General features: G+C 54.7%; 25 protein-coding genes, 1 other RNA gene, 1 pseudogene and 1 other annotated feature. Of the genes and pseudogenes, 13 read left to right on the forward strand and 14 right to left on the reverse strand.

Going from position 1 to position 24817, the window contains the following annotated elements:
- Nucleotides 1-51: 51 nt before the first annotated feature.
- From dnaX to APU02_RS01615, 3 genes are all read right to left on the reverse strand, one after another.
- The gene (gene dnaX, locus APU02_RS01605; protein ID WP_042285817.1) at nt 52-1983 is read right to left on the reverse strand and encodes a DNA polymerase III subunit gamma/tau; all 1932 of its coding nucleotides are present in this window, start codon (nt 1981-1983) and stop codon (nt 52-54) included.
- Nucleotides 655-719: a sequence feature (DnaX frameshifting element), on the reverse strand. Its footprint overlaps the gene before it by 65 nt.
- Before the next feature lie 88 nt (nt 1984-2071).
- On the reverse strand, nt 2072-2623 hold the full coding sequence (apt, locus tag APU02_RS01610; RefSeq protein ID WP_042285819.1) for an adenine phosphoribosyltransferase: 552 nt from the start codon (nt 2621-2623) through the stop codon (nt 2072-2074).
- Between the two features lie 203 nt (nt 2624-2826).
- Nucleotides 2827-3204 carry a DUF454 family protein gene (locus tag APU02_RS01615; RefSeq protein WP_060569047.1) on the reverse strand — a complete coding sequence of 126 codons (378 nt, stop codon included), beginning with the start codon at nt 3202-3204 and terminating at the stop codon, nt 2827-2829.
- A 69-nt stretch (nt 3205-3273) separates the two neighbouring features.
- Here APU02_RS01615 and priC point away from each other — a divergent pair, with 69 nt between their 5' ends.
- From priC to APU02_RS01630, 3 genes and pseudogenes are all read left to right on the forward strand, one after another.
- Nucleotides 3274-3801 carry a primosomal replication protein N'' gene (gene priC / locus APU02_RS01620; RefSeq protein WP_060569048.1) on the forward strand — a complete coding sequence of 176 codons (528 nt, stop codon included), beginning with the start codon at nt 3274-3276 and terminating at the stop codon, nt 3799-3801.
- Between the two features lie 14 nt (nt 3802-3815).
- Complete coding sequence (gene rsmS, locus APU02_RS01625; protein ID WP_042285825.1) at nt 3816-3983, forward strand: pleiotropic regulatory protein RsmS; 168 nt, start codon at nt 3816-3818, stop codon at nt 3981-3983.
- A gap of 27 nt (nt 3984-4010) precedes the next feature.
- Nucleotides 4011-4667 (forward strand): annotated as a pseudogene (locus APU02_RS01630) (Rpn family recombination-promoting nuclease/putative transposase); the annotation flags it as partial.
- 36 nt (nt 4668-4703) lie between these two features.
- Here the strand turns inward: APU02_RS01630 and mscK are convergent.
- Nucleotides 4704-8060 (reverse strand): mechanosensitive channel MscK, encoded by a 3357-nt coding sequence (mscK, locus tag APU02_RS01635; RefSeq protein WP_042285830.1) that lies wholly within the window; start codon nt 8058-8060, stop codon nt 4704-4706.
- A gap of 119 nt (nt 8061-8179) precedes the next feature.
- Nucleotides 8180-8833 carry a multidrug efflux transporter transcriptional repressor AcrR gene (gene acrR / locus APU02_RS01640; protein ID WP_042285832.1) on the reverse strand — a complete coding sequence of 218 codons (654 nt, stop codon included), beginning with the start codon at nt 8831-8833 and terminating at the stop codon, nt 8180-8182.
- Nucleotides 8834-8974: 141 nt separating this feature from the next.
- Between acrR and acrA the strand changes: the two genes are divergently transcribed.
- From acrA to APU02_RS01670, 6 genes are all read left to right on the forward strand, one after another.
- Nucleotides 8975-10168, forward strand: a complete 1194-nt coding sequence (acrA, locus tag APU02_RS01645) for a multidrug efflux RND transporter periplasmic adaptor subunit AcrA (protein ID WP_042285835.1) — start codon at nt 8975-8977, stop codon at nt 10166-10168.
- 22 nt (nt 10169-10190) lie between these two features.
- Nucleotides 10191-13340 (forward strand): efflux RND transporter permease AcrB, encoded by a 3150-nt coding sequence (acrB, locus tag APU02_RS01650; protein ID WP_042285838.1) that lies wholly within the window; start codon nt 10191-10193, stop codon nt 13338-13340.
- 494 nt (nt 13341-13834) lie between these two features.
- Nucleotides 13835-14209, forward strand: coding sequence for an Hha toxicity modulator TomB (gene tomB / locus APU02_RS01655; protein ID WP_042285841.1), 375 nt, complete (start codon nt 13835-13837; stop codon nt 14207-14209).
- A 27-nt stretch (nt 14210-14236) separates the two neighbouring features.
- Complete coding sequence (locus APU02_RS01660) at nt 14237-14455, forward strand: HHA domain-containing protein (RefSeq protein WP_001280991.1); 219 nt, start codon at nt 14237-14239, stop codon at nt 14453-14455.
- Between the two features lie 177 nt (nt 14456-14632).
- Nucleotides 14633-15190, forward strand: a complete 558-nt coding sequence (maa, locus tag APU02_RS01665) for a maltose O-acetyltransferase (RefSeq protein ID WP_042285845.1) — start codon at nt 14633-14635, stop codon at nt 15188-15190.
- A 107-nt stretch (nt 15191-15297) separates the two neighbouring features.
- Nucleotides 15298-15768, forward strand: coding sequence for a YlaC family protein (locus tag APU02_RS01670; protein ID WP_042285848.1), 471 nt, complete (start codon nt 15298-15300; stop codon nt 15766-15768).
- 47 nt (nt 15769-15815) lie between these two features.
- On the opposite strand, the gene ykgO is transcribed toward APU02_RS01670, so the two are convergent.
- Both ykgO and APU02_RS01680 read right to left on the reverse strand, forming a co-directional pair.
- Nucleotides 15816-15956, reverse strand: coding sequence for a type B 50S ribosomal protein L36 (gene ykgO / locus APU02_RS01675; RefSeq protein ID WP_016537667.1), 141 nt, complete (start codon nt 15954-15956; stop codon nt 15816-15818).
- 2 nt (nt 15957-15958) lie between these two features.
- Nucleotides 15959-16219 carry a type B 50S ribosomal protein L31 gene (locus APU02_RS01680; RefSeq protein WP_042285853.1) on the reverse strand — a complete coding sequence of 87 codons (261 nt, stop codon included), beginning with the start codon at nt 16217-16219 and terminating at the stop codon, nt 15959-15961.
- Nucleotides 16220-16397: 178 nt separating this feature from the next.
- Here APU02_RS01680 and APU02_RS01685 point away from each other — a divergent pair, with 178 nt between their 5' ends.
- Nucleotides 16398-17948, forward strand: coding sequence for an EAL domain-containing protein (locus tag APU02_RS01685; protein WP_060569049.1), 1551 nt, complete (start codon nt 16398-16400; stop codon nt 17946-17948).
- Nucleotides 17949-17987: 39 nt separating this feature from the next.
- On the opposite strand, the gene APU02_RS01690 is transcribed toward APU02_RS01685, so the two are convergent.
- On the reverse strand, nt 17988-18341 hold the full coding sequence (locus tag APU02_RS01690) for a DUF1428 family protein (protein WP_060569050.1): 354 nt from the start codon (nt 18339-18341) through the stop codon (nt 17988-17990).
- Nucleotides 18342-18421: 80 nt separating this feature from the next.
- Complete coding sequence (locus APU02_RS25685) at nt 18422-19018, reverse strand: membrane protein (RefSeq protein WP_060569051.1); 597 nt, start codon at nt 19016-19018, stop codon at nt 18422-18424.
- A gap of 83 nt (nt 19019-19101) precedes the next feature.
- Here APU02_RS25685 and APU02_RS01700 point away from each other — a divergent pair, with 83 nt between their 5' ends.
- On the forward strand, nt 19102-20529 hold the full coding sequence (locus tag APU02_RS01700; protein WP_042285864.1) for a PLP-dependent aminotransferase family protein: 1428 nt from the start codon (nt 19102-19104) through the stop codon (nt 20527-20529).
- Here APU02_RS01700 and APU02_RS01705 read toward each other — a convergent pair.
- From APU02_RS01705 to ffs, 3 genes are all read right to left on the reverse strand, one after another.
- Nucleotides 20526-20744, reverse strand: a complete 219-nt coding sequence (locus tag APU02_RS01705) for a hypothetical protein (protein WP_060569052.1) — start codon at nt 20742-20744, stop codon at nt 20526-20528. The two genes, APU02_RS01700 and APU02_RS01705, sit on opposite strands and share 4 nt — an antisense overlap.
- Nucleotides 20741-20992, reverse strand: a complete 252-nt coding sequence (locus tag APU02_RS01710) for a hypothetical protein (protein WP_042285870.1) — start codon at nt 20990-20992, stop codon at nt 20741-20743. The genes APU02_RS01705 and APU02_RS01710 overlap by 4 nt, the downstream gene beginning before the upstream one ends.
- A gap of 198 nt (nt 20993-21190) precedes the next feature.
- An RNA gene (gene ffs / locus APU02_RS01715) (signal recognition particle sRNA small type) lies at nt 21191-21287 on the reverse strand.
- A gap of 84 nt (nt 21288-21371) precedes the next feature.
- Here ffs and APU02_RS01720 point away from each other — a divergent pair.
- Nucleotides 21372-21761, forward strand: coding sequence for an MGMT family protein (locus tag APU02_RS01720; protein WP_060569053.1), 390 nt, complete (start codon nt 21372-21374; stop codon nt 21759-21761).
- A 31-nt stretch (nt 21762-21792) separates the two neighbouring features.
- On the opposite strand, the gene APU02_RS01725 is transcribed toward APU02_RS01720, so the two are convergent.
- Nucleotides 21793-22362 (reverse strand): YbaY family lipoprotein, encoded by a 570-nt coding sequence (locus APU02_RS01725; RefSeq protein ID WP_042285875.1) that lies wholly within the window; start codon nt 22360-22362, stop codon nt 21793-21795.
- A gap of 213 nt (nt 22363-22575) precedes the next feature.
- On the opposite strand from APU02_RS01725, the gene tesB reads away from it, so the two are divergent.
- A complete protein-coding gene (tesB, locus tag APU02_RS01730) occupies nt 22576-23436 on the forward strand; it encodes an acyl-CoA thioesterase II (protein ID WP_042285876.1) in 861 nt (286 codons plus the stop codon).
- A gap of 70 nt (nt 23437-23506) precedes the next feature.
- Here tesB and amtB read toward each other — a convergent pair whose 3' ends face one another.
- Nucleotides 23507-24793: an ammonium transporter AmtB gene (gene amtB / locus APU02_RS01735; protein WP_042285877.1), complete on the reverse strand. Its 1287-nt coding sequence runs from the start codon at nt 24791-24793 to the stop codon at nt 23507-23509.
- Nucleotides 24794-24817 lie beyond the last annotated feature (24 nt).

A 24817-nucleotide genomic window follows, 5' to 3' on the forward strand; every position in this document is an offset into this window, starting at 1 on the left:
GCTTCTCTCTCAATCACGTTAAGGGATGACAATCGTAAGCGACGCTTACGATCAAATGGGACGAATACTCTCTTCATCCAGATCCGCATCAAAAAAGCGACGCAGGGTCTGGATATTATTATCCGCAACGATCGACTCACGCGCCTGCGCAAGTTTTTCTTCATAAATGGCCTGACGCCACTCCAGCGGCGTGCGCACCGCCGGATTATCATCTTCTACGATAGTCAGTTCAACCGTTGTACCGGCCAGCGCGCTCAGCGCCTCGGCCAGTTTTTGTTTCGCGCCAGCGGAGTTCAGATGGCGCTGGCTGGAGCGCAAATGCAGACAGACAGCATTGCCGTTCTCTTCTTTCCAGGCATTGAGCGCCACCTGTTCCACCAGTTTCGGTAACGCTAACTGGCTCACCTGCGCCGCCCACGGGTCGCGTTCAATGGCTTCCGTCGCCAGCTTCGCCGCCAGTTCAGGCGTCTTTTCATGCTCCAGCGCTTTTTTCAGCGCTTTCGGCGTCGCGACAACGTCTTTCACTTCGACAACCGGAGTGGTTGCCTTCCAGCGATACGCTTCTTTCTTCACCGGCGCTTGTTCGAGCGCAGACGGTGCGGGACGCGCCTGCACGCGCTCCGTCACCGATGCCAGCCTTTCCAGCGCAGCGTTATTCACCGGCCGCGCGCGGGTTGCGGCTGCCGGTTCACTCTTTTTTGCTTTGGTTGCTCCCTGCGCGCGCTGAAGCTGATTGCGCGCCGCCAGCACCTGACTGGTGGCGTCGGACAATGGCGCGGCTGGCGCCTGCTGTGTCGGCGCAGACGGCTGCTGCGGCACCTGCGTCGGACTCATCACCGCCGTCGGGGCCACGGGCGCAAAAGACTGGCGCGGCGTCTCCGGTTCCGGCAACGGCATCCGTGGGTGAAACGCCAGCGCGCGCAGCAGGGTCATTTCAACCCCCATGCGTCTGTCCGGCGCGTAAGGCAGCTCTTTACGACCCATCAACAACGTCTGGTAATAAAGCTGTACGTCCGTTGGCGGTACGGTTCGCGCCAGTTCGCGCATCCGTACTTCAATTGTCGCCATGTCGCTGCCCAGCGCCGCGGGCGAAAGCTGGACCAGCGCAATTCGATGCAGCAGGCCGAGCATTTCGACCAGCAACGCTTCCCACTCGATGCCGCGCGCCGCCGCGTCGTTGACCAGCGACATGACGCGTTCACCGTCGGCGGCGATCACCGCTTCAACAAGCGACAGCGCCTGGTCGTCATCCAGCGTACCGAGCATCGCGCTCACCGCCTGGGTTGAAACCTGACCGTCGCCGCTGGCGATAGCCTGATCGGTCAGGCTAAGCGCGTCGCGCAGGCTCCCGTCTGCCGCCCGGGAAAGCAACTGCAACGCGCGAGGTTCGTGCGCGATGTGCTCTTCATTAAGAATGTGCTCAAGCTGGTGGCGGATCTGCTCGACGTCCAGCGCCTTAAGGTGAAATTGCAGACAGCGGGACAATATGGTCACCGGCAACTTCTGCGGGTCGGTGGTCGCCAGCAGGAATTTGACGTGCGCGGGCGGCTCCTCAAGGGTTTTGAGCAGCGCGTTAAAGCTGTGACGGGACAGCATATGCACTTCGTCGATCAGGTACACCTTAAAACGACCGCGCGCAGGGGCGTACTGAACGTTATCCAGCAGGTCGCGAGTGTCTTCGACTTTGGTACGCGACGCGGCGTCAATCTCGATGAGATCGACAAATCGTCCCTGCTCAATTTCACGGCAGTTGTCGCAAACGCCGCATGGCGTGGCGGTGATCCCGGTTTCGCAGTTCAACCCTTTCGCCAGCAGACGGGCGATAGAGGTTTTACCGACGCCGCGAGTCCCGGAAAAAAGATAAGCGTGGTGAATACGCCCTAGCGACAAGCCGTTCGCCAGTGCGGTTAGCACATGTTCCTGGCCGACAACGTCAGCAAAGGTTTGTGGGCGCCATTTTCGGGCTAAAACCTGATAACTCATTGGCTGGCTCTGCAACGCTGGAAGGTGAATTCATAGGGGGGAATGCTAACACAACCTCGCTCAATGAGCGAGGTTGCGGGGACCGGGATTAATGCCCGGCAAAGGAGACCAGACAGTAACTGGCGATACCCAATTTTTCCAGACGCGCTTCGCCGCCGAGATCCGGTAAATTGATGATAAACGCCGCGTCATTGACTTCACCACCCAGACGGCGGATCAGTTTCGCGGTGGCTTCGATGGTGCCGCCGGTCGCTAACAGATCGTCCACCACCAGCACTTTGTCGCCAGGCTGAATGGCATCAACGTGAATTTCCAGTTGATCGGTGCCGTATTCCAGCTCGTAGCTTTCAGCGATTGTCTCACGCGGCAATTTGCGCGGTTTACGTACCGGCACAAAACCAACGCCAAGCCCCAGCGCCACCGGCGCGCCAAACAGGAAGCCGCGCGCTTCGGTACCGACCACTTTGGTAATGCCCGCATCTTTGTAACGCTCAACCAGCAAGTCGATGCTGAGCGCGTAAGCCTTCGGGTCTTCCAGTAAGCTGGTGACATCACGGAAAAGAATGCCCGGTTTCGGGTAGTCCTGAATGCTTTTAATGCTATTTTTGAGAAACTCAAGCTGCTGTGCAGTCGCGGTCATAAGTGTGTGCCTGATAAATACGGTATTACTCTACATTGCGCGCAGTATACTTCATCCTGCAGATTGCCTTAACGCACTTTGGACGATCGTGTGTATAGCAGGCCAAAGTTACCTGTGGTTAACCTTTGACCAGGCGCGCCTGTGCTCGAAAACGGTCGAATTTACTGGCTACAGCCAGTAATTGCAACTGCGATGATTACGCTTCAGTGCTTTTGTTGCTTTTCATCAACTACCGGGATTCGCCACATAAATATCAGCAGGCAGGCGAGGATGAAAAGCAGGAGGATCCGCACCCACATCATGGGGGTCAGCCACAATGAGACGCCAAAAGTCATCAGGATCAGAATAATCGCCCGGGATTTCGCGCCCGGCGGCATCGCTTTATGTTTTTGCCAGTAGCGTAAATAGCTGCCAAACCACGAACGGTAGAGCAACCACTGATGAAAACGCGGCGACGAGCGGGCAAAGCACCAGGCGGCAAGTAAAATAAACGGCGTCGTCGGCAGAAGCGGCAATACCACGCCAAGCGTTCCAAGGAAAACCGCAAGCCAGCCCGTGATGATCAAGAAGATTCGTTGCATAATAAAGGCATGTCGCAAACCAGAACGCTACTTTAGCATAACAGTTATCATTTTCATTGGAGTGTTGTATTGAAAACCGCCATGCTGCTACAAAAGCTGGACGATCGGCTCGCCGAATTGCGCCATCGTTGCGCACCGCTAGCGCAGCACGCAACACTCAGCCCTCGCTTCGATCGCCAGCTTTTTCAGACCCGCGCTACGCGTCTTCAGGACTGCGTAGAGGAAGCGGAGGCCAATCTTCAGGCGCTACGCCAGGCTGTTATGCGACAGCAGCTTCCACAGGTCGCCTGGCTGGCGGAACATCTCGCCTCACAGCTGGAGGCTATCGCCCGCGAGTGTGAAAGCTGGTCGCTGCGCGAATGGGACAGCGGGTCACCCACCCTGACCAAATGGCAGCGTAAACGCCTTCAGCATCAGGAATTTGAACGCCGCCTGCGAGCGATGACGCAGGAACGTAAAATGCGCCTCGCCGAAACCCGCAGCCTGCAGGAACAACAGACGCTGCAGCGCGAAGTGGAAATCTATGAAGGTCGTCTGGCGCGCTGTCGCAAGGCGCTCGACAGCATTGAACGCGTCATCGCACACTTAACCCGCTAATCCCCGGAGAATCTATGTCACTGGAAAACGCCCCGGACGAGGTCAAACTGGCCGTCGATTTGATCGTGCTGCTGGAAGAGAATCAGCTCCCTCCGCGAACCGTGCTACGCGCGCTGGAAATCGTTATGCGTGATTATGAAAACAAGCTCAAAAGCGCGGAAGACGGCTCGCAATATCAATGATTACTGTCTGGTGGAACGTCGCGGCGAATGGCATTCCGAATGATGCGCTATGCGATTGCCGCCATGCAGCGCCATCTTGATGCGGGACATACAACGTTGCCGTTAGTGGTGCCTATCCTCTTTTACCAGGGGCTAAAAAACCCATGGCCCCACAGCCTCAACTGGCAAAGTCTGTTTAGTGAACCCGAGATGGCAAAGACGCTATACAACAGTGAATTTCCGCTGGTGGACCTGACGGCGATACCGGATAATCAGATCCTGCAGCATCAACGGATGGCGATGCTGGAACTCCTGCAAAAACATATTCGTCAACGCGATTTGAGCGAGTTACTGGATCAGTTGATCACATTGCTAACGCAGCAATCGCTTACCGACCCTCAACTTAACGTGTTGATAAACTATATGGTGAAGGCAGGTAATTGTGAAAATCCCGGCGTACTGATTCGCCAACTGGCACAAGGTGCGCCTCAGTATAAGGATCAACTGATGACGATTGCCGAATGGCTGGAAGAGAAAGGCCGCACAGAGGGTATTCAACTGGGCATGCAACAAGGTCTGGAAAAAGGCCGCCAGGCGGAGGCCCGTGCCATTGCGCGAAAGATGCTGGATGACGGGATGGAATTCTCACGTATTATGCAGTTTACTGGCCTGACCGCAGAAGAACTGGCTGCGCTGTCTCATTAAACAACCGAGGGGCGACATTCGCCGCCCCCCGTTTGGTTAACTTACCGCCGGCGTCGGATCGTCGCCTTTAATCTCGCGCTTCACTTCCGTCACTTCATCGCCCTTATCGTTGCGCAGATGCACTTCAAGTTGATTAAAGGCAATGTCGATATTGTTTTCGCGGCACAGGCGGTCGATGGCGCGGTTCAGTTCGTCCACAGTATGGCTGCGATCGCGCAGTTCGCGGACGTACAAACGCAGCTCGTGGTCGAGTGTACTGGCGCCGAAGGTGGTAAAGAACACTTCAGGCTGCGGATCGTGCATCACCTTTGGATGCTCCAGCGCCGCCTGTTGCAGAACCTTACGCACTTTTTCCAGATCTGAACCGTAGGCCACGCCAATGCGGATCACCAGTCGCGTGGTGGTATCGGACAGGGACCAGTTGATCAGACGTTCGGTCACAAACGCCTTGTTCGGGATGATCACCTCTTTGCGATCGAAGTCAGTGATAGTGGTCGCACGGATGCGGATCTTACTGACGGTCCCTGAATAGGTGCCGATGGTCACCGTATCGCCGATCCGCACCGGACGTTCGAACAGGATAATCAGACCGGAGACAAAGTTACCGAAGATCTCCTGCAAACCAAAACCCAGACCGACCGACAGCGCCGCCGCCAGCCACTGCAGTTTATCCCACGAAACGCCAAGCGACCCGAATACTGTCATCGCCCCGACGGCGATAATAATGTAATTGAGGATCGTGGTGATCGCGTACGATGCGCCCTGGCGCATTTTTAGCCGCGAGAGCACTAACACTTCCAGCAGGCCCGGCAGGTTACGGATCAATGCCCAGGCCACCATAGAGGCAATAATGGCAAACAGTAAACTGCCCATCGTCACGCTTTTCACCACCGCGGCGCCCGCTTCAGTGCCGTTGTAATGCCAGAGCGTAATGCTGTCGAGATAGCTGAACACGGTGATCAGATCGGACCAAATCGCCCAGAACATGACCGCAAACAGCGAGACCATTAGCAGCATGGTGATACGCAGCGTTTGCTGGTTCACCTGCTCGAGCGCGATCGTCGGCTCCTCCTGCGGTTCCGCCCCTTCAGCGCCCTCTTTCACCAGATTTTGCCGACGCGCCAGTGCGCGACGCCAGGCAATGCGCCGCGCCGCAACGCTCAGTCCGCGCAGTACGGTCTGGTAAAGCAGATTCCAGATAATCACCAGATAAACGGTCTCTATCCAGCGACCCGCCAGGCGAAGCGTGGTATAGAAATAGCCGGTCGCGGTCAGCACCATCAGGGCAACCGGAATGATCGACAGGATAGTGATCGTGACCAGTCGCAGTCCGTGAGATTCTTTGTCGCGCCAGCTTTCCCGGAACATCGGCCAGACCAGAAACGCGATCAACAGCAGGTTAAGGAAAATCATCGCCTGCCCCAGCACATCATCCATCAGATGCAGCGGCGACTGCTCGGCTACCACCGACCAGAAGTGCAGCGGCAGCAGCGCCAGACTGATGCGTACGATCTGACGCCGCCAGTGGCTGGTCAGCTGCGCGGGCATCCCGAAGTGTCGAATCGCCACCCCTTCTTTTTCCAGTACCTTCCAGCACAGGCCAAACACCAGCCAGAAGATGGCCAGTTTTTTGCTGAACGCCCACAGCAGGTCGCTGATGTTGAGCTGCATTGTCAGCAAAATCAGGCCGACGGCGAGGATAAGCAGGCACGCAGGCAGGGCGCGAATCAGATCGATCAGTATCGCTTTCGGCGTATTCAACTGGCTGTCATTGCGTAAGGAACCGACCGCCGCAGCGAGTTTTTGCTGCCAGGCTTTCAGCCATTTCAGACGCCAGCGAATCACGCCGGCAATCAGTAACAGCGGCAAGCCAGCGAGAAACGCGATGAATACCGCAGGCCAGGCTTTCTCCCAGTTAACGGTGATTTTCATCGCCTTAAACTGCTCTTTCAGGGTTTCCGGAAACGCCTTTATCCAGTCCCAGTCCATCGGACGGTTGCTGTTTACCCAGAAGATTTGCTGGGTGAGAATTTCTTTCAGGCTTTTTGATACGCTCATTAACTGCTGTTGATTAATTTGCAGGTTAATGGCCATCATCAGCTGATTGCCAAGCTGCTTATTCAACTGATCCAGCAGCTCGCGGCGCATATCGACCACCTGCAGCAGCGCGTCGTGCACCTCGTCGTTAACGTCGCTCTGATGCCCCTCTTCCAGTTTGGCGACGAAAGCATCATTCTGAAACAGCGCGTCGCGCTGTTGGTTGACTTCAAACTGCTCAAGACGCAAATCCGCGATGCGGTTGGTCATATCTTCAAGCTCATCTGCCGACGGCAGGGTTTGCTGCTGCTGATACAGGATACGAGACAGCAGGAGGCTCCCCTTCAGCACCGCGATCTGTTCTTTAATATTGCGTTCAGACTGCAGGGCGCGATCCAGCCAGTTTTTGACTTTGATGTTTTGCTGCATCAACGCGTTGCCGTTTTCCGTCGCGGTAATCAGACGCTGGCTGAGCTGATGGTTGATATCCAGTTCCTGCTTCACCAGCGGATTGGCCTGAATGCGCGCGGTCTCATCTGGCGAAATGGCCTCCTGCGCGGTCTTTTCGGTGAGCGTTAGCCGCTTGTTATTCACCGCTTCCTGCAACAGCTGCAGCTGATGCTCAATCCGGTTGCTGTTGGCAGTGACGAAATCGCGCTGCTTTTGCAAAGTGTCCTGGAGCACTGTATTGCCTTCCAGGCTTTTACGCTGTTGCTCAATTTGGGCATTCAGCAACACTTGCTGCGCTTGTAGCAGCACCTGTTGGGTTGGACGTAACGCCGTTTCGCCGACGCCATCCAGTTGGTTACGGATTTGCTGAAGCTGTTGGGAAGCGGCGTACATAGCGTTCTGCACGCGCTCTGGCTGCGTTTGCAGGGAAACTAACTGACTGTTATAGGTCGCCAGGTCGTTTTGCGAATTCTGCAGATCATCCAGCGCCTGGGCCACGCGCAGCTCCAGCTGACGCAGTGACAGAGTGCTGAGGGTTTTCCGCGTCTCGTCGTCATTATCGACATCGCTCAGCGCGTTAAGGGACTCCACGGCCTGACGCATTTTTTCCGGCGCCTGTGACACTTTCTGGCGTAACTGAACTGTCTCCTCTTTCACCCGTTCGATTTTCTCCAGCGTGGCAATGGTCTCAGTGAGATCCTGCTGAATCAGTTTGTCCTGGGCGGAAAGGTCTTTTTGTTTATTGAGTGTATCCAGTTGGCTTTGCACATCCGCCCGGGAAGGCAGGTCACCGTTTGTGGAGGCGCGGGCCAATGCCAATGACGGGCAGGACAACATAAGAATGAAAACAGCCACCGTGACAAAAATAAGGTGCTGTGAACGTTTATAGAGCTGCAACATAGTCATGTGAATGAAGGTTTCTGAACCGAAAAGACGACCGAAAATAGTCAACGCGCAAGAATATCACGGCTCTCTTAGGCAGAATAGCGGCAGCGAAATCGACCAGGACAATTCCTGGCGCGGGTTCAGGCCTGCGCGTCAGGCGCGACGGCGCGCAGTGTGGGGCAAAACATAAACATTTCCAGCAGGATAGCGACGTAATCACGCGCTTCTTTTTTGAGATCAAACGAATGCGGCGCAAACAGCCAGTTTTCCATGATGCCCGAGACGTAGCCGCGCATGATAACCGCGGCGCGGCGCGTGAGCAGATTTGCGGGAAGCATATTGGCTTTTATACAGTGCGTGAGGGTCTGCTCAATACGGTCATAGCTCTCCAGGCAGATGTTTCTTTGCGCCTGCTGCACTACGGCCATTTCTCCCACAAATTCGCATTTGTGGAATATAATCTCCATCAATAAACGTCGCCGCTCTTCCGTCACGGTAGATTCAAGAAGATGAACTAATATTTCTCTTAATACAGATAGTGGATCGTCGGGGAATTTTGCCTGATACTCAGTCTCAAGCTCACCAATGTTGGATTCTGACAGCTCCCAGATTTCACTGAATAAATCCGACTTGTTTCTGAAATGCCAATAGATTGCGCCACGAGTAACGCCCGCGGCTTTTGCAATCTCCGCCAGCGAGGTGGAAGATACCCCTTGTTGCGAGAACAAACGTAGCGCTACATCCAGTATGTGTTGTCGTGTTTCCTGCGCTTGTTGTTTGGTTTTTCGTGCCATATGTCGGTGAATTTACAGGCGTTAGATTTACATACATTTATGAATGTATGTACCATAGCACGACGATAATATAAACGCAGCAATGGGTTTGTGGACTTTTGACCATTGATCAATTTGAAATCGGACACTCGAGGTTTACATATGAACAAAAACAGAGGGTTAACGCCTCTGGCGGTCGTTCTGATGCTCTCAGGCAGCTTAGCGCTAACAGGATGTGACGACAAACCGGCCCAACAAGGGGGCCAGCAAATGCCAGAAGTTGGGGTTGTGACGCTCAAAACTGAACCTCTGCAGATCACCACTGAACTTCCGGGTCGCACCAGTGCTTTCCGTATTGCCGAAGTTCGCCCTCAGGTAAGCGGCATTATCCTGAAGCGGAATTTCGAGGAAGGCAGCGATATCGAAGCAGGTGTGTCTCTCTATCAGATTGATCCTGCGACTTATCAAGCGTCATACGAAAGTGCGAAAGGCGATCTGGCGAAAGCCCAGGCCGCAGCCAGCATCGCGCAGGTCACGGTGAACCGTTATAAGAAACTGCTCGGCACGCAGTACATCAGTAAACAAGACTACGATCAGGCGCTGGCGGATGCGCAACAGGCGAATGCTGCCGTGCTTGCCGCTAAAGCCGCCGTTGAAACGGCGCGTATTAACCTGGCGTACACCAAGGTGACCTCTCCGATTAGCGGCCGTATTGGTAAATCGTCCGTAACCGAAGGCGCACTGGTGCAAAACGGTCAGGCGACCGCGCTGGCGACCGTACAACAGCTTGATCCGATCTACGTTGATGTTACCCAGTCGAGCAACGACTTCCTGCGCCTGAAACAAGAACTGGCTAACGGAACGCTGAAACAGGAAAACGGCAAGGCGAAAGTTGAGCTGGTGACCAGTGACGGCATTAAATTCCCGCAGACAGGCACGCTTGAGTTTTCAGACGTGACCGTCGACCAGACTACCGGTTCTATTACTTTACGCGCCATCTTCCCTAACCCGGACCACACGCTGCTGCCGGGTATGTTTGTCCGCGCGCGTTTGCAGGAAGGGACTAACCCATCCGCTCTGCTGGTGCCGCAGCAGGGGGTAACCCGTACGCCGCGTGGCGATGCTACCGCGTTGGTCGTCGGCGCAGATAACAAAGTCGAAACCCGTCAAATTGTGGCCAGTCAGGCGATTGGTGACAAGTGGCTGGTGACCGATGGGCTGAAAGCGGGTGACCGTGTTGTCGTCAGTGGGCTGCAGAAAGTGCGTCCTGGTGCGCAGGTGAAAGCACAAGAGATTACCGCAGATAACAAACAGCAAGCTGCTGGCGGTAACCAGCCTGAGCAAACTAAGTCTTAACTTAAACAGGAGCCGTTAAGACATGCCAAATTTCTTTATCGATCGCCCCATATTCGCATGGGTGATCGCCATTATCATCATGTTGGCAGGGGGGCTTGCGATCCTCAAACTGCCGGTCGCGCAATATCCAACGATTGCGCCGCCAGCAGTGACGATCTCCGCAACCTACCCTGGCGCTGATGCGCAAACCGTGCAGGACACCGTCACGCAGGTTATCGAACAGAACATGAACGGTATCGATAACCTGATGTACATGTCCTCAAACAGTGACTCCACGGGTACCGTGCAGATCACCCTGACGTTTGAATCCGGTACCGATGCGGACATTGCGCAGGTTCAGGTGCAGAACAAACTGCAGCTGGCGATGCCGTTGCTGCCGCAGGAAGTTCAACAGCAGGGCGTGAGCGTTGAGAAGTCATCCAGTAGCTTCCTGATGGTTGTCGGGGTTATCAACACCGACGGTTCCATGACCCAGGAAGATATTTCGGACTACGTTGCCGCCAACATGAAGGACGCCATCAGCCGTACTTCCGGCGTGGGTGACGTGCAGTTGTTCGGTTCGCAGTACGCGATGCGTATCTGGATGGACCCGACAGCGCTCAACAAATTTCAGCTGACGCCGGTCGATGTGATCAACGCAATCAAAGCGCAGAACGCCCAGGTTGCGGCGGGTCAGTTAGGCGGTACGCCGCCGGTGAAAGGCCAGCAGTTGAACGCCTCGATCATTGCCCAGACGCGACTGACTTCAACCGAAGAATTCGGCAAAATCCTGCTGAAAGTGAATCAGGATGGTTCGCAGGTTCGTCTGCGTGACGTTTCCAAAATCGAACTGGGCGGCGAGAACTACGACGTTATTGCGAAGTTCAACGGCCAGCCTGCGTCCGGTTTAGGGATTAAACTGGCGACGGGCGCCAACGCGCTCGACACCGCGACAGCGATCCGTGCTGAACTGGCGAAAATGGAGCCGTTCTTCCCGTCGGGCCTGAAAATTGTTTACCCGTATGACACCACCCCGTTCGTGAAAATCTCCATTCATGAAGTGGTGAAAACGCTGGTGGAAGCGATCATTCTCGTGTTCCTGGTAATGTATCTGTTCCTGCAGAACTTCCGCGCGACGCTGATCCCAACCATTGCCGTTCCGGTGGTTCTGTTGGGGACCTTTGCGGTCCTTGCGGCCTTCGGCTTCTCGATAAACACCCTGACGATGTTCGGGATGGTGCTCGCCATCGGTCTGTTGGTGGATGACGCCATCGTGGTGGTCGAGAACGTCGAACGTGTTATGTCCGAAGAGGGTCTGCCGCCGAAGGAAGCGACGCGTAAATCAATGGGCCAGATTCAGGGCGCACTGGTGGGTATCGCGATGGTTCTGTCGGCGGTGTTTATCCCGATGGCCTTCTTCGGCGGCTCGACCGGGGCTATCTATCGTCAGTTCTCCATCACTATCGTCTCCGCGATGGCGCTGTCGGTTCTGGTAGCGTTGATCCTGACGCCGGCGCTGTGCGCCACCATGCTCAAACCCATCGCCAAAGGCGACCACGGTGAAGGCAAAAAAGGCTTTTTCGGCTGGTTTAACCGCATGTTCGATAAGAGCACGCACCACTACACCGACAGCGTAGGCAACATTCTGCGTAGCACCGGTCGTTATCTGCTGCTGTATCTGATCATCGTGGTCGGCATGGCCTTTCTGTTCGTTCGTCTGCCAAGCTCCTTCCTGCCGGATGAAGACCAGGGGGTATTCCTGAGCATGGCCCAGTTGCCTGCCGGTGCGACTCAGGAACGGACGCAGAAAGTTCTCGATGAGATGACCGACTATTTCCTGACCAAAGAAAAAGCCAACGTTGAGTCGGTGTTTGCGGTTAACGGCTTCGGCTTTGCGGGTCGCGGTCAGAACACCGGTATCGCGTTCGTCTCGCTGAAAGACTGGGCCGATCGTCCGGGCGATGAGAACAAAGTTGAGGCGATTACCCAACGTGCGTCAGCGGCCTTCTCGCAGATTAAAGACGCGATGGTCTTCGCCTTTAACCTGCCGGCGATTGTTGAGTTGGGTACTGCAACCGGCTTCGACTTCCAGTTGATCGACCAGGCGGGTCTTGGCCATGAAAAACTGACACAGGCACGTAACCAGCTGTTTGGCGAAGTGGCAAAACACCCGGATCTGCTGGTTGGTGTTCGTCCTAACGGTCTGGAAGATACGCCGCAGTTCAAAATTGATATCGACCAGGAAAAAGCACAGGCGCTGGGCGTTTCCATTAGTGATATCAATACCACACTGGGCGCAGCCTGGGGCGGCAGCTACGTAAACGACTTTATCGATCGTGGTCGTGTGAAGAAAGTTTACGTAATGTCTGAAGCGAAATACCGCATGTTGCCGGAAGATATTGGTAACTGGTACGTCCGCGGCAGCGATGGACAGATGGTGCCGTTCTCGGCCTTCTCGTCGTCACGCTGGGAATACGGTTCACCGCGTCTGGAACGCTATAACGGCCTGCCTTCCATGGAGATTCTGGGCCAGGCGGCGCCGGGCAAGAGTACCGGTGAAGCGATGGCGATGATGGAAGAGCTGGCAAGCAAACTGCCTTCCGGCATCGGCTATGACTGGACGGGGATGTCCTATCAGGAACGTCTGTCAGGCAACCAGGCCCCTGCCCTGTACGCCATCTCGCTGATCGTCGTCTTCCTGTGTCTGGCGGCGTTGTATGAGAGCTGGTCGATTCCGTTCTCGGTGATGCTGGTGGTTCCGCTTGGGGTTATCGGCGCGCTGCTGGCGGCGACCTTCCGCGGGTTGACCAACGACGTTTACTTCCAGGTGGGTCTCCTCACAACCATTGGGTTGTCGGCGAAGAACGCGATCTTGATCGTCGAATTCGCCAAAGACCTGATGGATAAAGAAGGTAAAGGCCTGATTGAAGCCACGCTTGAAGCGGTACGTATGCGTTTACGTCCGATCCTGATGACCTCGCTGGCGTTCATTCTGGGCGTTATGCCGCTGGTTATCAGCTCCGGCGCAGGCTCCGGCGCGCAGAACGCCGTGGGGACAGGCGTGATGGGCGGTATGGTTACCGCGACCGTACTGGCTATCTTCTTCGTTCCTGTGTTCTTTGTGGTGGTACGCCGTCGCTTCAGCCGCAAGAGCGAAGATGTCGAGCACAGCCATACCGTAGAGCATCGTTGATCCGCATTATAATAAAGGCCGCGCAAGCGGCCTTTTTTTTCGAGTGATAGTGTTCATCGCGCTAATTGCAACGTCGTTTACTTACGATTGAGGAATAAACGTCTTTATCCACAACAGTGAGGAGGATTTTCTTAGCGGTTTTAGTTAATTCTTATTTGTCGATTATTAATTCATTATTAAGAGTATTCCTGGCGATGAAAACAGCGACACCTCCCCCGCAACAACTAAGTCAATGAAAAGATAAGATATATTGAGTCTACGACTCAGGACAAAATACCTTATTCCGGACAGCCTCTATTACGTGCTATAATGATAATGTTGCACCTCACTCTTCTATTCACTTAATTGTAATTTTTCGTAATAGGACGATGAAATCTTTTATAGAGTAGATTATAGTTAAAGCATCAGGAGCAGAGGGCAAGTTCCAGGTCTGTTAGTTGTACCCATCCCGAAAGGTGTTCGGTTAGTTAAAGCCACTAAGAAGGGGATGCGTTATGGATGAATACTCACCCAAAAGACATGATATCGCTCAGCTGAAATTTCTTTGTGAAACGCTTTATCATGATTGTCTTGCAAACCTTGAAGAAAGCAATCATGGCTGGGTTAACGATCCAACCTCGGCTATCAACCTGCAACTCAACGAACTGATCGAGCATATTGCAACCTTCGCGCTTAATTATAAAATTAAGTATAACGAGGACAATAAGCTGATCGAACAGATTGATGAATATCTGGACGACACTTTTATGTTGTTCAGCAGTTATGGCATTAATGCGCAGGACCTCCAAAAATGGCAGAAATCCGGGAATCGCTTGTTCCGCTGCTTTGTGAATGCCACCAGGGCTAATCCTGTTAGTTTGTCTTGTTAAATATTATTACAATCATAGGTAAGAATCATGTCCGATAAACCATTAACTAAAACTGATTATTTGATGCGTTTGCGACGCTGCCAGACTATTGACACGCTGGAACGCGTGATTGAAAAAAATAAATATGAATTGTCTGACAATGAATTGGCTGTATTTTACTCAGCAGCAGATCACCGTCTCGCAGAATTAACCATGAATAAACTTTACGACAAGATCCCCTCCTCCGTCTGGAAATTCATCCGTTAATTCGTGGCAGACTCATTAGAAAATACGGATGTTTTCTTGCGAAACAATGTTGAATATTTGCTTTAAGCGTCGATACGCTGTTGTGAATTCTGTCACAAAATAACGCAGGGAACGTTCCCTGACACCCTCTGTCCCTCTACTGTATGGCTTTTAATGCTAACGCAGAGAGTGCATGGAATGAGTGAAGAAAAGCAAAAAATGATCGCGGGCGAGCTGTACCGACCCTCGGATGACACCCTGCGCGATGACCGGATGCAGGCGCGCAAGTGGGTTCACCGCTACAATCAGACCGCCCCGGACGAAAAAGCCGAACGCCTGGCGATCCTCACCGCGCTCCTCGGTCACTGTGACAAGCCCTATATCGAACCGTCCTTTCGCTGTGACTACGGTTACAATATCTTTCTCGGGAAAGACTTTTACGCCAATTTCGACTGTGTACTGTTGGACGTTTGCCCCATCCGCATTGGCGACAACTGTATGCTGGCGCCCGGCGTTCATATTTATACCGCCACCCATCCTCTGGACGCGACTGAACGCAACAGCGGACGGGAGTTCGGCAAACCGGTCACCATCGGCAATAATGTCTGGATTGGCGGACGCGCGGTGATTAATCCGGGCGTAACGATTGGCGACAATGTCGTTGTGGCCTCCGGCGCGGTGGTGACCAAAGATGTGCCGGCAAACGTGGTCGTAGGCGGCAATCCAGCGCGGATCCTGAAACACCTGTCGGCCTGATTGTAACTGTTATGCTAAATTGTGGTTAATCTGTTACTTTTTTCAGGGTTACGCCGCTTTTAAAATGGGGTGTTCATCTGCAAGTAGCACAATCACAAAGGCTAAAAATGACAGAAATACAACGCCTGCTTACCGAAACCATTGACGATCTTAACGTGCGTGAAAAGCGCGATAATAAGCCGCGCTTCAGTATCAGCTTTATCCGCAAACATCCGGGCCTGTTTATCGGCATGTACATCGCCTGGTTCGCCACCCTCGCGGTCATGTTGCAATCCGACACGCTGGTTGGCTCAGTCTGGCTGCTGGTCGTGCTTTTCATCTTACTGAACGGTTTTTTCTTTTTTGACGTCGCTCCGCGCTATCGTTATGAAGATATCGACGTGCTGGACTTCCGGGTGTGTTACAACGGCGAGTGGTACAACACGCGATTCGTTCCCCCGGCTTTGGTTGAGACGATTCTTGAGTCCCCGCGCGTCAATCGCGAACAGAAGACGCAGTTACAGAAGATGCTCTCCCGTAAGGGCGAGCTGTCGTTTTATGACATTTTTACTCTGGCACGCGCTGAAGCGCAGCAATAACCTGCCGGTGCCGGATGGCGCGCTCCGCCATCCGGCACCGGGTAATCTTACCGACGCTTTTTCCGCCCTTGTACTGCCTTAAAACGCGGATTCGTTTTACAAATCACATATAACCGCCCTTTTCTTCTGACAATCTGACAGTCCGGATGGCGCTGCTTTGCGCTGCGCAAGGAATTCAGTACCTGCATTTTCACCCCCGCTTCGAGCTTAAAAAATGGCCAAAACGTTTCTCAAAGCGCGCCGCGCTGCCTTCGTTAGCAAACGTTTTTTGCTTACCGGTGTAATACGGATGCGACTTAGATGAAACATCAATAGTGACGTACGGGTAGACCACACCGTCCAGCTCAATTTCGCGATCCGTTTTAATGGTTGACCCTACTTTAAAATATTCATCAGCGCTGGTGTCGTGAAACACCACGGTGCGGTAAGCAGGATGGATATTCGGTTTCATCTTTACCCCTTTAATTGTTACAGTATAACATAACAATAAAATACGCCAAGCCTGGCCGTTTATCAACCCCATGAAAACCAGGCTCAATACGCACATTGCACTTAACACACTCACCAATACCGGTTTTTTTCCGCGATCGGATATAATTTCTTTACGATGCGTTATTAAGGATATCTTCGTGACCACACGACATCTGGTTAGCCTGGTAACGGGCGTGCTGATCCTCGCTATTTTGCTGCCAGTAGGGGTGAGCATCTGGCTTGCCCATCGCCAGGTCGAGAGGAAGTTTATTGAGGAGCTGGATAACTATTCCACCCAGGTGTTTGAGCGCACCCAGCGTGTGGTCCAGCAGGCGAAAAATGCCCTACAGGACATTGAGGCAGTGACCAGCCTCCCCTGCTCGCATGACCATTTGCTGGCGATGCGGCGTATCTCTTTTAGCTACCGCTATGTACAGGAAGTGCTGTACCTGGAAAACAACATCCCGCGATGCTCGTCGCTGGAACAGGAAAGCCATACCGCTCCTTTTCCGCCCGCTATGAAGCTGACCGACGACGGTTACCAGGCCTGGTTTACCACGCATAACGATTTGGGGATTGCGCGCTATATGACTGCGCTGGGGAATGGTCGCTATATCGTCATGATCGATCCCGCCTCATTTATTGACGTTGTGCCCTTTGGCGCATGGCAAATCGATGTGGCGATAATCGGCACACAACGTAATATTGTTATCGCCAGTAGCGGGACCATTCCTCCCGCCGTTCTGCAATATACCCGCGAAAAAACACCGCGCCATCTGGAACGTCACGGCGTGGTATATGAAATCCGCCCCTTCCCGGAAATGGGGATTGCCATTGTCAGTTGGGCGTCGACGCGTCCACTGGATAAAATCTGGTATCAACAGGCGTTTATCTGGGTGCCCGTCGGTACGGCGATTGGGCTTCTGGCAGCGGCGTTTATCCTGCGCATTTTGCGGCGTATTCAGTCTCCCCGTCATCGGCTACAGGATGCTATACATAACCGGGACATCAGCGTTCACTATCAACCCATCATGTCGCTGACCACGGGGAAGATCGTTGGCGCAGAAGCGCTGGCGCGTTGGCGGCAAACTGACGGCAGCTTTCTTTCGCCGGACATTTTTATTCCGCTTGCCGCTCAGACCGGGCTTACCGAATCGCTTACCCGCCTGATCATCGAGTCGGTGTTTGAAGATATGGGGCAATGGCTTCAGCAGCATCCGGAACAGCATATTTCCATCAATATTGAATCCGCGGATCTTGCCTCAGAGAAGCTCCCGGCGCTGCTCAACAAACTGCTCCAGCAGTACCAGCTTTCTCCTTCTCAGATAGCCCTGGAACTGACTGAACGCGCCTTTGCCGACCCAAAAACCAGCTCGCCCATCGTTGCCCGCTATCGTGAAGCGGGACATGCCATCTATATTGACGATTTCGGTACCGGTTTCTCCAGCCTCAGTTACCTGCAGAATCTGGAAGTGGATATCATGAAAATTGATAAATCCTTTGTCAGCGCGCTGGAATACAAAAACGTGACGCCGCACATTATCGAAATGGCCCGGACGCTGAATCTGAAGATGGTGGCCGAGGGAATTGAAACGGCGAAGCAGGAAGCATGGTTACGCCAGCATGGCGTGGATTATGGTCAGGGCTGGCTGTACAGCAAAGCGCTGCCCAAAACGGCGTTTATCCTCTGGGCTGAAGAACACCTTTGAGGCGAAAATGGCTGGCGGCACGCCGCACAGCCAGTCACGTTATTCGTCGAGAATAGGGGCAAATCCACCGTAGATCATGCGTTTACCATCAAACGGCATTTCATCGCCGAATTCTTTCATCCGCGGGTCGGACATCATCTTTTGATTCGCCGCATCCCGTACCTCTTTCGACGGGTATTCGATCCAGCTGAACACCACTTCTTCGTTTTCTCCGGCTTTAACCGCCATGCGGAAATCGGTGACGCTGCCATCTGGCACGTCGTCGGCCCAGCATTCAACAATGCGAAGCGCGCCAAATTCCTTAAACAGCGGTGCTGCTTTCGCCGCCAGCGCCTTATAAGCTTCCTTGTTTTCGGCGGGGACGGCTACAACAAAACCATCAACATACTTCATGAGAAAAACCTCCGAAGTTTACTGCGCGGCCAGCCTTTCCAGCCGCGTCAGTCGGATTAAGTGTAGTCGTCTCTCGTCAACTACGCTGTCTGGATCCGGGACCTGGAAGTGTAGCGAAACCACGGCAAACAGAGCTGAATTAACGGCCCGATCGCCAGAGCGTACAGCACCGTTCCTATGCCAAGCGTGCCGCCCAGCAGCCAGCCGCTGAAGAGCACCGACACCTCGATCGCCGTTCGGATCAGACGCACCGACCAACCGGTGCGGGCATGAATGCCGGTCATCAGCCCGTCCCGCGGCCCGGCGCCAAAGCCAGCGCCGATATACATGCTCGTCGCCAGCGCGTTGACCACCACCGCCGCCGCCAGCATCACGCTGCGCACGACCAGCGAGGAGAGTTCCGGCATCAGCGCCAGCGCAGCATCGGCGGCAAGTCCAATGACAATAACGTTGCTGAATGTGCCTAAGCCGGGACGCTGGCGCAGCGGGATCCACAGCAACAGGACCAGCGCGCCAACGATAATCATCACGATGCCTATCTTCATTGACAGCAGATTTGCCAACCCAAGATGAAAAACGTTCCACGGATCGGCGCCTAAGTCCGCGCGCACAAACATGGCGGTTGAGACTCCATACAGAGCCAGTCCAAAATAGAGTTGCAGCAGTCGACGTCCCATTTTCCCCTCCCCGTCAAGATGGCTTTTATCTTCGCCATAATTGGCACTATGATTAATGACCAGTTTTGAGAAAGTGGACTGCTATGTCATCACGTCGCAATGGAAGCCAGTCGTTACATCGCCTGCTGGGTCACTGGCAGGAGACATCTTCACGTACGCCGCTGTGGCGACAGTTGGCGGAAGCGCTGCGTCTGCTGATCCTTGACGGGCGTCTGGCGCTAGACAGCCGCTTGCCTGGCGAACGCGAACTGGCGTCAGTGCTGGATGTGAGCCGCACCACCGTTGCCAGCGCGCTGGCGCAATTACGTGAAGAGGGATATCTGGACATCCGTCACGGCAGCGGGTCGCGGGTGATTCTGCCAACGCATATTCGCGACGTGCCCACGCGCTCGGCGACGCCCCTGGCGGTTGATCTTTCCACGGCGGCGCTGAATGCCGGACCTGAAATCCATCAGGCTTACCAGGAGGCGCTGCGCGCCATGCCGCCCCACTTGTTGACCTCCGGCTATCAGCCGCAGGGGTTGCTCTCCCTGCGCGAGTCTGTCGCCCGGCACTATGCGTCGCGAGGACTGCCGACCCATGCTGATGAAATCATGGTAGTGAACGGTGCGGTCAGCGGTCTGGCGCTGATCCTGCGTTTAATGACCGGGCCTGGCGACCGCGTACTTGTCGATCATCCCACTTACCCACTGGCCATTGCCGCGATTCAGGGCGCCTCCTGTCGACCGGTTGGCGTTTCGTTACCGGAGCAGGGCTGGGATACCGCTGGACTGGCAGCCACTATCGCACAGACCTCTCCCAGGCTCGCTTATCTGATGCCGGATTTTCATAACCCCACCGGGCGGTGCATGGATGAGCCGACGCGCCAGATTGTCGCCGACATTGCGGCCACAACCCACACAACGCTGGTCATTGATGAAACGATGGTGAATCTGTGGTACGACGCCGCGCCGCCGCCTCCACTGGCGGCTTATCATCGCCATGCGCCGGTCATTCTGCTGGGTTCGGCAGGAAAAAGTTTTTGGGGCGGCTTGCGGCTGGGATGGGTGCGCGCGCCCGCAAGAACCATCGCTGCGCTGGTGCAAACGCGCGACACGTTCGATCTCGGCTCGCCGGTGCTGGAACAGCTCGCCACCACGTGGCTTCTCGATAATGCCAGCGCCTTTTTACCCCAACGCCGACAGCAACTGGCGGAACGACGCGCATTGTGTCAAACGCTTATGCGCTCGCATTTTCCGGAATGGCGCTTTCAGACGCCGCAGGGAGGACTTTCGTATTGGGTGGAACTGCCGGACGCGCTGGCGACGCAGTTCGCCACGCGCGCGGAGAGCGCCGGGATACAATTGGGAACAGGCACCCGCTTCGGTTTAGCAGGCGCCTTTGATCGCTTTTTGCGGATGCCGTTCGCGCTGCCGGAAGAAGGCTTGCGCGAAGCTTTTCGAACCTTACAGCCGCTCTGGGAGAGCCTGCGCATGCAGTCAGCAGGCAGTAAAGTTCGCAAAATTATTTAGTATTGACGCGGTACCGGAAAGCCTTTCAGGGAGATGATAAAATCCTCACCCTCTTTCTTGATTCTGGCGCCCGCGTCGCACCAGTCTGAGGCAATACGGAAAAACTCGTCGCTGCCGACGTTCCAGTGTAAGCGAACATGTTTCACGTAGCCTGAGCGCAATAATTCACAGGCTTCACTGTAGCTGCTGGCGGTGGAAAGCGTTTGCTGTTTCATTTTTTCTTCTTCAGTAATCTGCGCAATGCTTTGATTTCTTTCGACGTCAGCGGTTCGACTTGCGACTCGATCGTGTGCTGGCTGTCGATCTCATCTGCGCAGACGTCGCCTTCTGCCGCCGCCCCAAAGGCGCTAAGCAGCAGTTTTTCTGTCGTGATACTCAAATTTTCGTTGTTCGTTTCGGCGTGCTGGCGAAGTTTCTCTTTCACCGCCTCATCGATTTTGACATTTAGTACCGCTGTAGCCATCGTAAAATCCTTGTGTGCAAGCAGGCAAAACACGGCGTAGCCGCAAACGCGCCGGTACGACGTGGAAAGAAAGAGGGGATTATGTTTTAACTTCCCGACAACACTCTGCCAGTTGTTCATTACAAAAAAATGACGAATTCATGACAAAATGAAGAAGTGAGACGTCGGGCTACTTCGGACGGCAGAAATGGGTGGGGGCCCTGCCAGCTACATCCCGGCACACGCGTCATCTGCCTTGGCTGCTTCCTTCCGGACCTGACCTGGTAAACAGAGTAGCGTTGCGGGAGAACCAACAGAGCCCCCATTGAGAGCGTTGTTAACCAACGCGCAGGCGCATTATCACTGCTGCCCCGGCCAATTGCAAGCCGTCGGGCGTCGGATGCTGGTTTCTTGCGCAATGGCGCTTCACCCGCCGCCGTTTCGGGATTATCCTGAAGGATTACCGCAGGAAGAAATAATGGACAGAGAAGACACTTTTCCCCAACGAGTCTGGCAAATCATTGCCTCAATACCGGAAGGATTCGTCACCACCTACGGTGACGTGGCAAAACTTGCCGGTTCGCCGCGGGCTGCGCGCCAGGTAGGCGGCGTCCTCAAACGCTTACCCGAAGGCAGCACCCTTCCCTGGCATCGGGTGGTTAACCGACACGGCGCGATCTCATTAACCGGGCCGGATCTTCAGCGTCAACGTCAGGCATTATTATCAGAAGGGGTTCAGGTGTCCGGAAGCGGGCAAATCGATTTGCAGCGTTATCGCTGGAACTACTGACCCTCTCCGGGCGGAGAGGGCCGTTTACGTCTTAATACTGCGTAGGTGCTGGTACGGCAGAAGAAGGCGTCACCTGTGTCGGCGACGTCGACGGCACCGTTGTGGTTGCGCCGCCGCTGGCCTGAACAGGCACTGCCGTCTGCTGGACAGGGACCAGCGTCAGATCGGCTTTCGTTCCGCCCTGGTTGATAACCGGCTGAACGGTATCGGTGATAAAGACCAGTTTGTCGTTCACAGTGATGGCTGCGCTCAGCAGAATGCGGGCATTCGGCTTGATATCGGCCGGGTTAAACGGCAGTACGAAGCTGAACGGCGCTTGCTTCCCTTCGGTTCGTACCGCTTTTTGCGACAGCACCTTAGACGGCGCATCGGCCAACGAAGCGTCTGACAGGGTAACGGTCAGAACAGCATCAGGCGGCAACGCCACTTTCTGACGGATCCATACGGTACCTGAAACATTAGGTTGCTGAATAGTGGACTGTGTGGCAGTAATGGAAGTGTTCGGGTTTGGCGCAGGCGTCTGAATGTCCGCGCTTTTATCCGCGCAGGCAGCCAGGGACACCGCAACCGCTAAACCACTTACTATGTGCACGAGTTTCATTCAATTCTCCTTATCATCAATGCACCAGCAGGCCTTTCCCCCCGCCGGAAGAGTGGTTAACAAATACATAACGTCAATAAGTGTGGCACATATCACTGATTTTTGCCTGGATTAAGCCTTTTATTCAGACTATTGCACCCATCGGACCACTTAATAAATTGCGTTATACTCTGCCTATCTCGCTTCGGCGCCGTTGTTACCTGGAGAGCATGTATGAGTCAGGCACTGAGTAATTTGCTGACATTATTGAATCTGGAAAAAATTGAGGAAGGACTCTTTCGGGGCCAGAGTGAAGACTTAGGACTGCGCCAGGTCTTTGGCGGGCAGGTTGTCGGTCAGGCGCTGTATGCCGCTAAAGAGACCGTACCGGAAGAACGCCTGGTTCACTCTTTCCACAGCTATTTTTTACGCCCCGGCGACAGCCAGAAACCGATTATTTATGATGTGGAAGTGCTGCGCGACGGCAACAGTTTCAGCGCCCGCCGCGTTGCCGCTATCCAGAACGGCAAGCCTATTTTTTACATGACCGCGTCGTTTCAGGCGCCAGAAAACGGTTTTGAACATCAAAAAACCATGCCGCACGCCCCCGCGCCAGACGGCCTGAAATCAGAAACCGAAATCGCCCAGTCGCTGGCGCATCTGCTGCCACCGGTGCTGAAGGATAAATTTCTCTGCGACCGCCCACTGGAGGTGCGACCGGTTGAGTTCCACAATCCGTTGAAAGGCCATGTGGCCGAACCCACCCGTCAGGTGTGGATCCGCGCTAACGGCACGCTGCCGGATGATATCCGCGTGCATCAGTATCTGCTGGGCTACGCGTCGGATCTTAATTTTCTGCCGGTTGCGCTACAGCCGCACGGCATTGGTTTTCTGGAAAAAGGGATTCAGATCGCCACCATCGATCACTCCATGTGGTTCCACCGTCCCTTTGATTTGAATCAGTGGCTGTTGTACAGCGTGGAAAGCACCTCGGCGTCCAGCGCCCGGGGCTTTGTACGCGGCGAGTTTTATACCCAGGACGGCATATTGGTCGCCTCAACTGTGCAGGAAGGGGTGATGCGCAATCACAACTAAACCGGCAGACGCCGTATGCGGTTGATAACGCACGCAGGCCCGGTCAGCAATACGCTGCCGGGCCCTGACGTTACGCGTTATACGCGTTCTCGCCGTGGCTGTTGACATCCAGCCCTTCGCGCTCTTGCTCTTCCGGCACGCGCAGCCCTACGGTCATATCCGCCAGCTTGTAACCGATGAACGCCACCACGCCGGACCAGACGAGGGTGATGGCAATACTTTCCAGTTGTACCAGCACCTGATGCCCCATCGTTACGCCCTCGGCGAACCCCACGCCGCCCAGCGCGCTGGAGGCGAATACGCCCGTCAGAATACAGCCGACGATCCCGCAGACGCCGTGAACGCCAAACACATCGCACGGGTCGTCAACTCGCAGCAGACGCTTCAACATGGTTACGCCCCACAGCCCGGCTAGCCCGGCGACCACGCCGATGATTAACGCGCCGCCTACGCCGATATAGCCGCAGGCAGGCGTTACGCCAACCAGACCGGCAATCGCACCGGAACAGGCGCCCAGCAGAGACGGTTTACCGCGCAGCGCCCACTCCCCGAAAATCCAGCCGAGGATTGCCGCCGCCGTCGCGACAACGGTATTGACGAAGGCCAATGCCGCAATTTCATTCGCCGCCCCGGCAGAGCCGGCGTTAAAACCAAACCAGCCGATATAAAGGATCGCCGTGCCGGTAAACACCATCGGCAGGTTGTGCGGTTTAAACGCCTCTTTGCCAAAACCGACGCGTTTGCCAATCAGGTATGCGCCCACCAGCCCGGCAATCGCCGCGTTAATATGCACCACGGTACCGCCGGCGAAGTCCAGCGCGCCATGTGACGCCAACAGGCCTCCGCCCCACACCATATGGGCGATCGGAATATAGGAGAGCGTCAACCAGACCACCACAAAGATCAGCACGGCAGAGAAACGGATACGTTCCGCCAACGCCCCGACGATCAACCCGACGGTGATACAGGCAAACGAGCCCTGAAAAGCAACGTGAATATACTGGTAGATACTGCCCATCACGGCGGTCAGCTCAATGTTCTTGAGCATCACCCAGTTAACATTACCGAAGAAGTTATTCCCTTCGCCAAACGCCAGTGAATAGCCAAATACCACCCACATAATACACACCAGCGCGAAGGTGACCGTCACCTGCGTCAGCATCGACAACACGTTCTTACCGCGGATCAGACCGCCATAGAACAGGGCAATGCCGGGAATGGTCATAAACAGCACCAGCGCGGTGCAAATCATCATAAAACCGTTGTCCGCTTTTTCGGCAACTGCCGGAGCAGCCGCTGCCAGCCCAGGCAGCATCGCCAGTGAAGCAAGGCCCGTTTTCATCGTTGCTATCTTCATTTTGTCGTTTCCCGTTACTGTGTG

Origin of the sequence: Citrobacter sp. 50677481 (assembly GCF_001463265.1) — a bacterium.
GTDB lineage: Bacteria > Pseudomonadota > Gammaproteobacteria > Enterobacterales > Enterobacteriaceae > Citrobacter_A > Citrobacter_A sedlakii.

What these genes read in the sequence shown, in the direction of transcription:
- APU02_RS01705 (WP_060569052.1), bottom strand. Translation starts at nt 20,744, where the DNA reads ATGAAACAGCAAACGCTTTCCACCGCCAGCAGCTACAGTGAAGCCTGT.
- APU02_RS01670 (WP_042285848.1), top strand. Translation starts at nt 15,298, where the DNA reads ATGACAGAAATACAACGCCTGCTTACCGAAACCATTGACGATCTTAAC.
- APU02_RS01720 (WP_060569053.1), top strand. Translation starts at nt 21,372, where the DNA reads ATGCTGGTTTCTTGCGCAATGGCGCTTCACCCGCCGCCGTTTCGGGAT.
- amtB (WP_042285877.1), bottom strand. Translation starts at nt 24,793, where the DNA reads ATGAAGATAGCAACGATGAAAACGGGCCTTGCTTCACTGGCGATGCTG.
- APU02_RS01700 (WP_042285864.1), top strand. Translation starts at nt 19,102, where the DNA reads ATGTCATCACGTCGCAATGGAAGCCAGTCGTTACATCGCCTGCTGGGT.
- maa (WP_042285845.1), top strand. Translation starts at nt 14,633, where the DNA reads ATGAGTGAAGAAAAGCAAAAAATGATCGCGGGCGAGCTGTACCGACCC.
- rsmS (WP_042285825.1), top strand. Translation starts at nt 3,816, where the DNA reads ATGTCACTGGAAAACGCCCCGGACGAGGTCAAACTGGCCGTCGATTTG.
- acrB (WP_042285838.1), top strand. Translation starts at nt 10,191, where the DNA reads ATGCCAAATTTCTTTATCGATCGCCCCATATTCGCATGGGTGATCGCC.
- APU02_RS01690 (WP_060569050.1), bottom strand. Translation starts at nt 18,341, where the DNA reads ATGAAGTATGTTGATGGTTTTGTTGTAGCCGTCCCCGCCGAAAACAAG.
- APU02_RS01660 (WP_001280991.1), top strand. Translation starts at nt 14,237, where the DNA reads ATGTCCGATAAACCATTAACTAAAACTGATTATTTGATGCGTTTGCGA.
- APU02_RS01680 (WP_042285853.1), bottom strand. Translation starts at nt 16,219, where the DNA reads ATGAAACCGAATATCCATCCTGCTTACCGCACCGTGGTGTTTCACGAC.
- APU02_RS01615 (WP_060569047.1), bottom strand. Translation starts at nt 3,204, where the DNA reads ATGCAACGAATCTTCTTGATCATCACGGGCTGGCTTGCGGTTTTCCTT.
- apt (WP_042285819.1), bottom strand. Translation starts at nt 2,623, where the DNA reads ATGACCGCGACTGCACAGCAGCTTGAGTTTCTCAAAAATAGCATTAAA.
- tomB (WP_042285841.1), top strand. Translation starts at nt 13,835, where the DNA reads ATGGATGAATACTCACCCAAAAGACATGATATCGCTCAGCTGAAATTT.
- mscK (WP_042285830.1), bottom strand. Translation starts at nt 8,060, where the DNA reads ATGACTATGTTGCAGCTCTATAAACGTTCACAGCACCTTATTTTTGTC.
- APU02_RS01710 (WP_042285870.1), bottom strand. Translation starts at nt 20,992, where the DNA reads ATGGCTACAGCGGTACTAAATGTCAAAATCGATGAGGCGGTGAAAGAG.
- tesB (WP_042285876.1), top strand. Translation starts at nt 22,576, where the DNA reads ATGAGTCAGGCACTGAGTAATTTGCTGACATTATTGAATCTGGAAAAA.
- dnaX (WP_042285817.1), bottom strand. Translation starts at nt 1,983, where the DNA reads ATGAGTTATCAGGTTTTAGCCCGAAAATGGCGCCCACAAACCTTTGCT.
- APU02_RS01725 (WP_042285875.1), bottom strand. Translation starts at nt 22,362, where the DNA reads ATGAAACTCGTGCACATAGTAAGTGGTTTAGCGGTTGCGGTGTCCCTG.
- acrA (WP_042285835.1), top strand. Translation starts at nt 8,975, where the DNA reads ATGAACAAAAACAGAGGGTTAACGCCTCTGGCGGTCGTTCTGATGCTC.
- acrR (WP_042285832.1), bottom strand. Translation starts at nt 8,833, where the DNA reads ATGGCACGAAAAACCAAACAACAAGCGCAGGAAACACGACAACACATA.
- APU02_RS25685 (WP_060569051.1), bottom strand. Translation starts at nt 19,018, where the DNA reads ATGGGACGTCGACTGCTGCAACTCTATTTTGGACTGGCTCTGTATGGA.
- ykgO (WP_016537667.1), bottom strand. Translation starts at nt 15,956, where the DNA reads ATGCAGGTACTGAATTCCTTGCGCAGCGCAAAGCAGCGCCATCCGGAC.